Here is a 13,523-nt window from a genome sequence, read left to right as displayed (position 1 = left end):
AGAAAATCGCTATGCCATAGCCTTGGTAGGCCATCGCGCAGCGATTTTGTTCAATCCTAATTTATAATTTCATGTGTAAATATCTTTTATTTCTCCAGCACCGGGATATTCTCCTTTTCTGATGCAGTAATTTTACAGGTTTGTCATAAAACAGGCATTCTGATCTCGCATTCGCTGATTGCTCAGATTTTTTCGATTTTATTTCGTAATCCCAGCATTCTGTGATCCAGATTAGCAATTTCTTCTGCATATTTTTTTAATTCTGTTTCAATTTCCGCATTGTCTCTTTTTTTATAATACAATTCATATTCTAACACAGACCAGTAATCCATCGCAATGGTCCGAAGCTGTATTTCCACCAGTTCTTTCTGTTCACCTTCCGCAGAGTAGATAGGTACTTTCACGATCAGATGAAGACTTTTGTAGCCGTTTTTCTTTGGATTTTTAATGTAATCCTTTATCCGGACGATCTCGATATCCTTCTGCATTTCCAGGGATTCTGCAACCTGGTAAAGCTCATCCTCAAACGGACAGACTACACGGATGCCGATGAGATCTTTCAGATTTTTTCTGGCAGTCTCAAAATCCGGTTCCAGTCCTTTTTTCAGAAGTTTAGCGTAAATACTTTCAGCACTTTTTATCCGGTTGGTGATCTGACTGATCACAGTACGCTTTTTCTGTCCGGAAAGTTCTGCGTTAATCATTTTAAGCTTCGCCATGAGAATATCTATAGCCGCCTTGCAGCGGAGACGATAGTCCGGATCCTTGATGTAACTTGCAATGGCTGCTGTTTTTTCTGCCGCCAGTTTAAGATGTTCCGGTTCTGCTGAACTCAACTCCTGAGCCTGCTCTTTTCTGATCTTCTTTGATTTCTTTTTTGACATAGTTTTTCCGTATGTTTTAATTTTACTTTCTAACTGATCTATTGTGTACCTTTCTATCTTATATGTAACTGCAGAAATTTGCATCAAATCAAAGTAAGACTATTGTTAATTATCTGCAAAAAATCCTTCTGAAAATCTGAATATCTCAGTTTTTCCAGAAGGATCTTTTTTATATCTTTATTATTTTACAGGAACTCCGACTGCAGCGCATCGTATCCGGTCTCACCTGTACGGATACGAACAGCGTTACGGATCTCATAGCTAAATATCTTTCCATCGCCTGGATCACCGGTAAACGCTGCTTTCTGCACAGCATCAATAACTTTGATCTCCCAATCTTCCGATGATACCACGATTTCAAACTTGATCTTCGGTTTCAGAAATACATCGATCTTGGAACCACGGACATACTCTGTGTAACCACGCTGTGTTCCGCATCCCATGATCTGGGTTACTGTAAAACCGTTAACCTGGATCTCATTTAACGCTGCTTTTACATCTTCCATTTTTTCTTCTCTTACGATTGCTTCTATCTTTATAAGCATACGATTTCCTCCATTTTCACACGATCATTGCCGAACAAATTCTTTTATCAGTCAAATCCATTAAATGACGGATATGCATTCTCTCCATGCTGGGATGCATCCAGACCGACCATCTCTTCCTTCGGATCTACACGAAGCGGTGTAAAGATCCGCACGAGCCCGATACAGATCAGCGTTCCCACAATGGCAACTGCAATGGTGATCACAATACTCAATACCTGCGCCAGGAACAGACGATGATCTCCAAACACAAGGCCGTCCCATTTTGCAACAGAGTTAATGGAAGTTTTTCCGAAGAGACCTGTTGCGATTCCTCCCCAGATACCACCGATACCATGGCAACCAAAAGCATCCAGGGCATCGTCGATCTTCAGCTTCTGTTTCAGAAGGATCACAGTAAAGTAACAGATCGGGCTTACCAGGATCCCAATGATAAAGGATGCCCATACCGGTACGAAACCAGCTCCCGGTGTAATGGCTACCAGTCCGATAACAAGACCTGTGGATGCACCAACCAGTGTCGGTTTTCCCTCGCGGATCACCTCGATCAGCATCCAGGTCAGCAGTGCGCAGGCAGAAGAAATGCTACTGGTCATAAAGGCATGTGCCGCAAGGCCGTCTGCCTTCAGCGCACTTCCTGCATTAAAGCCGAACCATCCGAACCACAGCATGGCTGCCCCGAGAAATACAAACGGGATATTGTGCGTACGATAGGTTGCTTTTGCATAGCCTCGTCTCTGTCCAAGATAAATGGCAAGAACCAGTGCACTGACACCAGAACTGATATGTACCACATTTCCTCCTGCAAAGTCCACAGAGCCAATGGCTGCCAGAAATCCACCGTCTCCCCAGACCATATGTGCCATTGGATAATACACGATCAAAGACCAGATCGCAATAAAGAAAAACAGCGCCTTAAAACGCATCCTTCCAACCACGGCACCGGTGATCAGTGCCGGTGTGATCATGGCAAACATCATCTGGAACGCCACAAATACCAGATGTGGGATCGTATCCGCATAAGGTCCCGGCTCCCAGCCTACGCCATTCAGCGCAAACCAGCGAAAATCTCCGATGATCCCGCCATGATTTCCTCCAAATGCCAGCGAATATCCAAACAATGTCCACATAACTACGGACAGTCCCATGATCGCCCCACAGGCCATCATGGTATTTACCACATTTTTCCTGCGGACCAGTCCTCCGTAGAAAAACGCAAGCCCAGGTGTCATAAAGAACACAAAGGCTGTACAGATCATCATAAAGCCGGTATCTCCTGCATTCATCATTCATTTCCTCCTCGATTCCCTCAATTATTCTGCAACGCAAAAAGCGCCTGGAAACTCTATTTCCAGACGCCTTTGTCATGTCAGTTAGCATAGCAGATAATTTGTGGGTTTTCAAGAGTTTTTTCGCTATTTTTCTGTTTTCTTACAGAATTACTATGTTTTATGTGGATATGAAATTTATTTTCGGCAATCTATCCGGTTATAAATATTGGAGAGATTTTATTTTATCTCTTACTGTACTATAACACGGACTATGCTCAGGATCAGCAGATGTGCCGGATAAAAGATATAGAAAAACCACTTGGAAAACTTCGGTGCTTTTTCGGATTTTTTGCCATTATAGAAGCACAGGATGATGATTCCTGATGCCACGATCCCTGCTGCCGAAAACAGAGCATGGAGCATTGCCGGTCCGGCTGCCATTTTTTCCACGTAGGAGCTGTAGTTAAACAGCACAAAAAGAGCAGCACCGACTCCGTACGCTGTTATCATCCTCTTCCTGTTCCCCCAGCTCTCATGGAACCAGATGGTAAAAACCGGTGCCAGGATCGCCCAGTCCGAATAAACGGATAGTAAAAGGAGCAGGATCAGAAGTGGAATTCTCCATTTACTTGCCATCATCCTTTCCTGAACAACCAGGATCATAAAACAGATAAACAGAGTAAAGATCATATTCAGCTGTGAATTCCCAAAGGCTATCATATAGGGAACCTGGGAGATTCCGGCAAAGATCAGAAGCCTTTCACCGTATTTTCTCTTGGAATGTGTATAGTAAAAACCTTCCACAAGAAAATAGCACATGGTAATGGCTGTGAAGTAGCCAATGTCTATAAACACTTCCCACAGGATCGTGTTTTCCGGCAGAAGCACGTTGGCGATATGATTCAGAAGCATGGTAAAAATTGCCAGATATTTAATGGCATCCCGGGTCAGTCCCGGCTTTTCTGTTGTTGGCATGATCTTCTCCTTCTGTGCAGAAAAATTTTCAGATCTTTCACATCTTCTGCACAATATAATACATTTATCTTACACTGATTTTCTGACTCATACAACTTTTTTTGTTATTGCTGGAGTTGCCTTTTTCTTAAGGTAAGCTTATACTGTAGAAAGCGTGCTGTATTTTATATGGCAAAACTTCTCAGCAAACACTGTAAAACAATAAATTCGGAAAGGAATTATCGATCATGATCCAGGATATCGCACCACATACCTATCACAATGAGTACAAACCTGTGGCCCCGGATAAAGAAAGCCACATCCTCGCCTATGAAGAAGGAAAGATCCTTATGAAAAAAGATGGCGAGACTATGACTCTTCCAAGCTTTGGAGAGCTGGAAGGAAAAGTTGAAAACCTATATGAGAATTATATCTATCTCTTCTCCATTGACGAAGAGCATTTTTATCTGATCCCGGATCTTGACACCAGTCTCCTTCCTGGTTATCAGTTTGAGATCACAAGAGTTCTCCGCACAGCGGAGCCACAGTATCTGGCTTTCGCAGGAATCACCGGATATCAGCTCTTTCAGTGGTACAGCAAGCGCCGTTTCTGCGGCTGCTGCGGCAAACCGATGGTACATGATAAACATGAGCGCAAGATGATCTGCCCTGCCTGTGGAAACGGTGAATATCCGGTGCTTTCTCCGGCTGTGATCGTAGGCGTTACCAACGGCGACAAGCTGATCCTCTCCAAATATGAGGGCCGAAATCACACCCGCTACGCCATGATCGCAGGTTTTGCCGAGATTGGTGAGACCATCGAGGAGACTGTCCACCGTGAAGTTATGGAAGAGATCGGCGTAAAGGTCAAAAATCTCCGCTACTACAAGAGCCAGCCATGGTCCTTCTCCGGAACACTTCTGTTTGGCTTCTACTGTGATCTGGATGGCGACGACACTCTGACTGTAGACCACGATGAGCTTTCCATGGCCTCCTGGTTCAACCGGGAAGACATTCCGGATGAAGGAGATAATATCAGCCTTACCAAGGAGATGATGATGGCATTTAAGCATGGAAAAGCCTGAAGTATCGCTTGCCTGATTCCGTAAACAATTTTTCGTAACCAATTTCACAAAAAACACCGGCCATTCATCTGTACCATGTCCTGTCCAAGCTGCCAAATCATCTCTGACATCTCAGCCTCAGTACATATTCCGATGAATGCCGGTGTTTTTATTTTCTATTTTTCTATTTTTCTTCCGAGCCGGAGCAATCTGCCTAAAACCGTTTTATTTCTCCGGTGTCAGATGCCAGATATCTCTGTTGTACTCTTCGATGGTTCTGTCTGAAGAGAAATATCCTGCTTTTCCGATATTTACAAGCATTTTCTCTGCCCATGCGGTTCTGTCCTCATAATCGAGCAGTGCCTGATCTTTCACCTTCGCATAATCCTCGAAGTCAAGAAGAGTCATGAACCAGTCTTTGCTTACGATCTCATGATGCAGTCTTCTTAAATGCTCCTCACTTCCAATAGAAAGAAGCTCGTTTCCTACGATAAAGTCTACTGCACGACGGATGCGCTCGTCTTTCTCATAAAAATCTCTGGAGCAGTAGTCAGCCTTTTCATAGTGTTCGATAACCTGCTCACTGGACTCTCCGAAGATATAGATATTATCCTTGCCTACCAGCTGGCTGATCTCCACATTTGCACCATCCATGGTTCCCAGTGTTACAGCACCGTTGAGCATGAACTTCATGTTTCCTGTTCCGCTGGCCTCCTTGGAAGCAAGAGAGATCTGCTCGGAGATATCGCAGGCAGGGATCAGCTTCTCTGCTGCACTTACGTTGTAGTTTTCCACCATAACAACTTTCATGTACGGGGAAACCTCCGGATCATTGTTGATAAGCTCCTGTAAGCAGAGGAGAAGGTGGATAATATCCTTTGCGATAACGTATGCAGGAGCTGCCTTTGCACCGAAGATAAAGGTTACCGGGCGCTGCGGCTTCTCGCCTGCCTTGATCTTCAGGTAACGGTCAATGATGTAAAGTGCATTCAGCTGCTGACGTTTGTACTCATGAAGACGTTTGATCTGGATATCATAAACACTGTGTGTATTGATCTCTTCACCTGTGTTGGCTTTGATAAACTCCGCACATCTCTTCTTTGCATCCTGCTTGATCTTAAGGATATTTGCAAGAACGTCCTGATTTCCCTTGAAGCCAAGCATCTTGTCAAGCTCAAAGGAATCCTTGCGGAAGCCGTCACCGATCATGGAGGTGATGTACTCTGTCAGCGGATGGTTGCAGTGAAGGAGCCATCTGCGGAAGGTAATTCCGTTTGTCTTGTTATTGAATTTCTCCGGATAGATCTCATAGAACTGATGAAGCTCTGTCTCCTTCAGGATATCGGTATGAAGGGATGCAACACCGTTGATGGAAAATCCGTAGTGGATGTCCATATGTGCCATGTGTACCAGGTCGTTCTTGTCGATGATGGCAAGATTTTCCTGCGGATATTTTGCTTTGATACGCTCGTCCAGCTTGCGGATGATCGGCATCAGATGCGGAACAACCTCCTCAAGATAGGAAATCGGCCATTTCTCAAGTGCCTCTGCAAGAATGGTATGGTTGGTATAAGCGCATACATGAGATACGATCTCGCATGCCTCCTCGAACTCGATTCCACGCTCTGTGAGGAGACGGATAAGCTCCGGAATTACCATACTCGGATGTGTATCGTTGATCTGGATCACTGCGTAATCGGCAAGGTCATGAAGATTGCAGCCTTTTGCTGTTGCCTCATCCAGGATCAGCTGTGCCGCATTGCTTACCATGAAGTACTGCTGATAGATACGAAGCTTTCTTCCTGCATCATCGCTGTCATCCGGATAAAGGAACAGTGTCAGGTTGTGGAGCAGATCCTTCTTATCAAAGGAGATTCCCTCGCCCACAATGCTCTCGTCTGCAATATCAATATCAAAAAGGCGAAGTTTGATCGCTTTGTTCTCATAGCCTGCAACATCAATATCATACAGTGTGGATTTCAGCATAAAGCCCTTAAATGGGACATAATAGGAAACGCCTGCATCTGTAAGCCAGCTCTCCGGCTGGATCCAAGGATTCGGTGTCTCAAACTGAAGATGATCCTTAAACTCCTGTTTGAAAAGTCCAAGGTGATAATTAAGTCCGATTCCTTCTCCCGGAAGTCCCAGAGTTGCAATGGAATCCAGGAAGCATGCTGCCAGACGGCCAAGTCCGCCGTTTCCAAGAGATGGCTCCGGCTCGATCTCCTCGATCATGGAAAGCTCTTTTCCGTTTTCTTTAAGATATTTCGCAACTTCATCATAAACGCCCAGATTGATCAGGTTGTTGGAAAGAAGCTTACCGATAAGGAACTCTGCGGAAATATAATAAATTTTCTTTTTTCCTTCCTGGTAGCCGCGGCCCTTCAGCTGCTCCTTTGTCCAGGAGAGAAGTCCGTGATAGATTTCCTCGTTTGTACAATCTTTTACATTTTTGTTATATTTGTCTTCAAATACTTTGCTTAATGTTTCCATTTTGATCTCCTTTCATGGATCTTGATGGGATGAAATATGTTTTTACAAGGTTGTTTGCTTTGTTTTTGATGATATTAGGATATCACGCATTTCTTTTCAAAAATATAACAATCCTGTCATGATATGCAAGATATTTGTCAGACTGTTTTTCACTTTTTACTGTAGCTCTGCATAAAAACGTAACCGATACATATGCGGTTGCTTCGGGAGCTTTCTCAGATCTGTCTCATACTCTTCCTGTACTTATGCGGTGAAACCTTATTGGACTGCTGAAATTTCTTTATAAAATAACTTGTACTGTTAAATCCCACCTGCATGGCGATCTCCGTCACAGGTGCATCGGAATGCGTAAGAAGATACTTCGCCTTCTCCATACGGAAGTCATTGATGTATTCCACCAAGGTTTTTCCCGTATACTGGCGGAAAAGCTTCATAAAATAATACTCACTGTAATTGGAAAGTCCGGAAAGCTCTGAAACGGTAAGATTCTCCTGGTAGTGAAGGCTGATATGATCCAGCACTTCCTTTACTGCCGCAAGGCTCTTGTTCTGCTCTGTGCTTACCGGGATAATATAATGCTTCGTCAGCATCTCATAAAAGAAATCAAAGAACAGCATTTTCAGCTTCACATAGAAATATGGCTTCTTCTCCGTATGACAGTCATGGATCTCCAGAAAAATTTCCCGTAGCTTCTCATATCCGGAATCTCCTTCTTCTATATGATGGCAGAATTCTGCCTTGTTTTCTATTAATGGTGATACCACACATTCCTGGCAGATATCTCCCGGCTGACCTGCAAGGAAGCCCAGGCTGAAAACCACACTCTTATAATAAAGAGGCTTCTTAAGATCTGTGCGCATACTATGGAGAACTCCGCAGTTCACGATCAGGATATCCCCCTTTTTCAGGCGGATGCTCTCCCGGTTCAGTCTGGCAAAGCCACTGCCTTTTTCAATATACATGATCTCCATCTCACTGTGCCAGTGGTCATACAGTGCATGAAAGATCTCACAGTTCGCCATATAGGTTTCCACCGGCAGCTCAAAGGAACCGTGAGGGCTTAACTCTTTTAAATTATCATCCACTTCGGATACGTGAAGAGGATTTTTTGCGGATGTGTCTGTTTCTGGCATGATTTCCTCCGTGATCAATATCTATCCTGCGAACACTTGCCTTACGCTGGATATACAATCCTTGCATGATGATTCTGTTTGACTCCCTTAGTGTAAAGGATATTTACAACCATGACAATATTATATTTTCCTGTTTTCTTTTTTATGACGTTACGGTTACTCTGTTTTCAGCAACACGCTTCGCGATGCACTTCCATAAACGGCAACCTTGACTTTTCCCCTTCCAACTGCTATATATAATATTTAGAATAAAATAATTTGACTTTAAAAGGAAAGAAAACTACCATGAATCCATTAAAAAAAGCTTACTGCCGGGTTTTCCAGAATGTCTTTAAATTCGCCCTTCCACTGCTTCCTTACCGCAATCCGAAGATCATCGGAAGCGTCAAAGGTATTCCGGAAGTTCTGGAAAAAAGAAACTATAACAATGTACTCATCATCACAGATGCAGGGATCCGAAGCCTTGGCCTTACAGAAAGACTGGAGCAGACACTGAAGCGAAGCTGCATCTCTTACCACATCTATGACAAAACCGTTGCCAATCCAACAACCGTCAATGTGGACGAAGCCCTTCACATGTATCTGGACAATGACTGCCAGGCGATCATCGGCTTCGGCGGAGGTTCCAGTATGGACTGTGCAAAAGCCACAGCAGCCCGCATTGCCAAGCCACACCAGTCTCTTGCTCAGATGAAGGGAATCCTGAAGATCCACAAAAAGCTTCCTCTTCTCATCGCCATCCCCACGACTGCAGGAACAGGAAGTGAAACAACACTTGCTGCTGTCATTACCGATGCAGAAACACGGCACAAATATGCCATCAACGATTTTCCGCTGATCCCACGCTACGCAGTCCTTGACCCGAAAGTGACTTTAAGCCTTCCGCCGTTTATCACAGCTACCACCGGCATGGATGCCCTGACTCACGCAGTGGAAGCCTACATTGGAAATTCCACTACACCTGGCACAAGAAAAAATGCCCTGGATGCTGTCAGACTGATCTTTGAAAATCTGGATACCGCCTACACAGACGGCAATAATATTGAAGCAAGACGAAATATGCTCCGCGCCTCCTATTTCGCAGGCTGTGCCTTCACCAAATCCTACGTTGGATATGTCCACGCAATTGCACATTCCCTCGGCGGAAAATATAATGTTCCACATGGGCTTGCCAATGCAGTGATCCTTCCTATGGTACTGGAAACATACGGAGATTCCATCACTCACAAACTCCGCAACCTTGCCGTAACTGCCGGTCTCTGCGATAAACATGAGGACGATAAAACTGCTGCCCGGATGTTTATTGATGCAATAAAAGATATGAAAAAACGCTATGGCATCGGAGACTATATTCCGGAAATCCAGGAAACAGACATCCCGGAGCTTGCCCATTACGCAGATAAAGAAGCCAATCCTCTGTACCCGGTTCCTGTACTGATGGATGCCGGCGAACTTGAAACACTGTATTACAGACTGATGCCTCCGGCAAGCAATTGCTAAAACAGCCATTGGCATAGAAAGATTTTTTCGATATTTCGAATACAGTTTTTTCAGAAAGGACTACAATTCCATGGAAAAAGAACAGATCAACCAGCTTTTAGATAAACAGCGCCAGTACTTCTACTCCGGCGCAACTCTTGACCTTGATTTTCGCATCAGCGCCCTGAAACGTCTCCGCGCTTCCATCCGGAAACACGAAGATCAGATCCACGCCGCGCTGAAAAAGGATCTGGGAAAAAGTAATTTCGAAAGCTATATGTGTGAGACCGGACTGGTGCTCTCCGAGATCACACATATGCTGAAAAATATCCGCTCCTACGCAAAAGAACAGACCGTTCCAACTCCACTGGCACAGTTCCATTCCCACAGTTTCCGCAAACCATCCCCCTACGGTGTTGTTCTCATTATGAGTCCGTGGAACTATCCGTTTCTTCTCACCATAGAACCACTGGTAGACGCCATTGCAGCCGGAAACACAGTCATCCTAAAACCAAGTGCCTACTCACCGGCAACAAGTGAAGTGATCCGTCTTCTCATCCATGAATGTTTCGATGAAAAATACGTTGCAACTGTCACAGGCGGACGTGCGGAAAACACACATCTTCTCAGTCTGCACTTTGATTACATCTTCTTCACGGGAAGCCAGTCTGTAGGAAAAGAGGTCATGAGAAAGGCTTCCGAACACCTCACACCAGTCACTCTGGAGCTGGGTGGAAAAAGCCCCTGCATCGTGGACAAAACAGCCAATCTCCGCCTTGCGGCAAAACGTATCGTATTCGGCAAGTTCCTGAACTGTGGCCAGACCTGCGTGGCTCCGGACTACATCTACTGTGATCCGGAGATCAAAGAAGCCCTGGTCGCAGAGCTTCGCAGACAGATCACACGCCAGTATGGAAAAGAACCACTGAAGAACCGGAATTATGGAAAGATCATCAACGAAAAGCATTTCGACCGTATCAACAGTCTGATCGATCCTGCCAAAACTGTCTGCGGCGGTGGTTCCAACCGTGAAACACTTCAGATCGAGCCGACGGTTCTTGATAACGTAACCTTCGAAGATCCGGTCATGCAGCAGGAAATCTTCGGTCCGGTACTTCCGGTCCTCACCTATGACTCTCTCGGAGGTGCCGTAACAAAGATCAATTCCATGGCGCATCCGCTAGCTCTTTATATCTTCACCGAAGATGAAAAAAATGCCCGGGAAGTTACTTCCCGATGTGGTTTCGGCGGTGGCTGTATCAACGATGTCCTCATACATCTGGCAACCAGCAATATGGGCTTCGGCGGCTTTGGTGAAAGCGGTATGGGATCCTATCATGGCATCGACGGCTTCCGGACATTCTCTCATTATAAGAGTATTGTAGATAAAAAGACCTGGATCGATCTTCCTATGCGGTATCAGAAATATCGGAAGATTTATGAGAAAATGGTTCGGATGTTTATGCGGTAGATATGAAGGGAGGGCGCTGCCTGATGCATCGCCCTCCTGTTACTTTAGATTTTCTTATTATTTTTCCCAGATGATCTTTACCGGCATGATCCCGGTCAGTTCTTTGCTTTTTTCATCCGGCTGGCTGCAGCCTGCATAAATTTCAAATTTCTTTCCTTCTTCCATCCGTTTTCCTGTTTCATCTACTACGGTGAATGCTTTTTCCCATATTGGGATTTCTATTTTTCGGCATTCTCCCGCCTTCAGGAATATCCGCTGAAAACCGGCCAGCATCGGATTGGGAATGGCATTTTTGCTGTCGATATTTTTTACATAGATCTGAACAACATCCTCTGTATCATATGCGCCGTTATTCTGCACTTCTACCTCCACGTTTATCTTCTGTCCACATGTTTTGACCTCTGCTTTATCTACTGCCACCTTACTGTACGTCAGACCATATCCAAAAGGAAACTGTGCTTTTCGTTCCATATAGCGATATGTTCTGCCTTTCATGGAATAATCGGTAAAATCCGGAAGTTCTTCCAGGCTTTCATAAAATGTCACCGGAAGTTTTCCTGATGGCGAGATTTCTCCAAACAGTACCTTTGCCGCTGCCTTCCCGCCCTGGCATCCAGGGTACCACAGCATCATGACGGCATCAAATTTCTCTGCCGCATATTTCAGATCAAGGTCACTTCCTGCCAGCAGACAGAATACTACCGGTTTTCCGGTATCTGCGATTGCTTCCATCAGTTCTCGCTGTACTCCGGGAAGTTCAATATCTTCTTTATCTCCCGATACATAGCTGTTTCCGGTGTCTCCCTCTTCTCCTTCCAGTGTCTCATCCAGTCCCATACATAAGATCACCACATCGCTGTTTTCCGCAACCACCTTTGCTTCCGCAATACGATCTCTGGTAAACGCAAGGTGCTCCGTCCGGTCTCGGAACAGATCACAGCCTCTGGAAGTAAGGATCCTTACATCGTCTCCCACATAATCCTGAATGCCTTCCTGTATGGTAATATACCTGGAAGCTGTCCCGTGATAATTGCCGATCAGCGCCTGTCTGCTGTCCGCATTTGGTCCGATGATCCCTATTGTTTTCAGTTTTTCTTTATCAAGCGGAAGAATCCCGTTATTTTTCAGCAGAACAAAGCTTTTTTCCGCTGCTTTCTCCGCTGCATCCAGATGCCTGGGAGATTCTACCTCAAGATAGGAGATATGGTCATATTCGCTTCCATCAAACAACCCCAGCAGATACCTTGTGGTAAAAAGCCGCACTGCTGCCCGGGTTATGGTTTCTTCTGTGACAAGCCCCTTTTCGTATGCCTTCATAATGTGAAGATAGGTATTTCCACAATTCAGGTCACAGCCATTATTAATCGCCAGTGCTGCAGATTCAACGGCTGTATCCGTTACCATATGGTGTTCGTGAAAATCACGGATCGCCCAGCAGTCTGATACAAAATGCCCCTGAAATTTCCATTCGCCTCTGAGTTTTTTCTGTAATGTGGGACTTCCGCAGCAGGGTTCCCCGTTTGTCCGGTTATAAGCTCCCATAACCGCTTCTACTTTCGCTTCTTTTACCAGACCTTCGAATGCCGGCAGATATGTTTCTTCCATATCTTTTGCGGATGCTTCCGCATCAAATTCATGACGGAGTGCCTCCGGCCCGGAATGTACTGCAAAATGTTTGGCACAGGCTGCTGCCTTCATTGTATCCCCATTTCCCTGAAGTGCTTTTACAAAGGAAACTCCCAGTTCTTTTGTAAGATACGGATCTTCCCCATAAGTTTCATGGCCTCTACCCCATCGTGGATCACGGAAAATATTGACATTAGGAGACCAGAACGTCAATCCCTTATAAATATCTCTGTCACCGTTTACGGAATATGCATTATACTTTGCTCTGCCCTCTGTTGCCACGATACCGGCCATCTCTGCCACACTTTTCCGGTCAAAAGCTGCCGCCATTCCGATCGCCTGTGGAAAAACCGTTGCCTGCCCTGCTCTGGCAACACCGTGAAGTCCCTCATTCCACCAGTTATACGCCGGAATTCCCAATCTTTTTATTGCAGGTGCATCGTACCTTAACTGACTGGCTTTTTCCTCCAGAGTCATCCTGGCAACCAGCGCTTCTGCTTTCTTCTTTGCTTCTTCCCGATTCATCCCCAATTTCCTCCTCACCTTTTTTTATATCATCTATCATTTGGTCTCTGACTGTCAAGTAGATATTTCCTGCAATTT

General features: G+C 45.0%; 10 protein-coding genes. 3 read left to right on the top strand and 7 right to left on the bottom strand.

All coding sequences use genetic code 11. The annotated features are described in order from the left end of the window. Positions 1-182: 182 nt before the first annotated feature. The 4 genes from NE671_RS06515 to NE671_RS06500 form a co-directional block, all read right to left on the bottom strand. Positions 183-884, bottom strand: coding sequence for a GTP pyrophosphokinase (locus NE671_RS06515; protein ID WP_015527275.1), 702 nt, complete (start codon positions 882-884; stop codon positions 183-185). A 185-nt stretch (positions 885-1,069) separates the two neighbouring features. Then, positions 1,070-1,429, bottom strand: a complete 360-nt coding sequence (locus NE671_RS06510; RefSeq protein WP_015527276.1) for a P-II family nitrogen regulator — start codon at positions 1,427-1,429, stop codon at positions 1,070-1,072. A 47-nt stretch (positions 1,430-1,476) separates the two neighbouring features. Next, positions 1,477-2,715, bottom strand: a complete 1,239-nt coding sequence (locus NE671_RS06505) for an ammonium transporter (RefSeq protein ID WP_173740658.1) — start codon at positions 2,713-2,715, stop codon at positions 1,477-1,479. Positions 2,716-2,949: 234 nt separating this feature from the next. Next, complete coding sequence (locus NE671_RS06500; RefSeq protein WP_244095974.1) at positions 2,950-3,675, bottom strand: TraX family protein; 726 nt, start codon at positions 3,673-3,675, stop codon at positions 2,950-2,952. 227 nt (positions 3,676-3,902) lie between these two features. On the opposite strand from NE671_RS06500, the gene nudC reads away from it, so the two are divergent. Then, complete coding sequence (gene nudC / locus NE671_RS06495) at positions 3,903-4,739, top strand: NAD(+) diphosphatase (protein ID WP_022426711.1); 837 nt, start codon at positions 3,903-3,905, stop codon at positions 4,737-4,739. 204 nt (positions 4,740-4,943) lie between these two features. Here nudC and glgP read toward each other — a convergent pair whose 3' ends face one another. Next, the gene (gene glgP, locus NE671_RS06490) at positions 4,944-7,211 is read right to left on the bottom strand and encodes a glycogen/starch/alpha-glucan family phosphorylase (RefSeq protein ID WP_173740642.1); all 2,268 of its coding nucleotides are present in this window, start codon (positions 7,209-7,211) and stop codon (positions 4,944-4,946) included. Between the two features lie 215 nt (positions 7,212-7,426). Beyond that, a complete protein-coding gene (locus NE671_RS06485; RefSeq protein WP_015527280.1) occupies positions 7,427-8,344 on the bottom strand; it encodes an AraC family transcriptional regulator in 918 nt (305 codons plus the stop codon). Positions 8,345-8,629: 285 nt separating this feature from the next. Here NE671_RS06485 and NE671_RS06480 point away from each other — a divergent pair, with 285 nt between their 5' ends. After that, entirely contained in the window at positions 8,630-9,844 is a 1,215-nt protein-coding gene (locus NE671_RS06480; protein ID WP_256163800.1) for an iron-containing alcohol dehydrogenase, read from the top strand. Positions 9,845-9,914: 70 nt separating this feature from the next. After that, positions 9,915-11,294 (top strand): aldehyde dehydrogenase, encoded by a 1,380-nt coding sequence (locus NE671_RS06475; protein ID WP_256163799.1) that lies wholly within the window; start codon positions 9,915-9,917, stop codon positions 11,292-11,294. Between the two features lie 57 nt (positions 11,295-11,351). Here NE671_RS06475 and NE671_RS06470 read toward each other — a convergent pair whose 3' ends face one another. Further along, on the bottom strand, positions 11,352-13,445 hold the full coding sequence (locus NE671_RS06470; RefSeq protein ID WP_256163798.1) for a glycoside hydrolase family 3 C-terminal domain-containing protein: 2,094 nt from the start codon (positions 13,443-13,445) through the stop codon (positions 11,352-11,354). Positions 13,446-13,523 lie beyond the last annotated feature (78 nt).

It is taken from the genome of Blautia sp. DFI.9.10, assembly GCF_024461705.1.
In the GTDB taxonomy this organism is placed as follows: domain Bacteria; phylum Bacillota; class Clostridia; order Lachnospirales; family Lachnospiraceae; genus Blautia_A; species Blautia_A fusiformis.
This window is presented reverse-complemented; position numbering and strand designations above follow the sequence as displayed.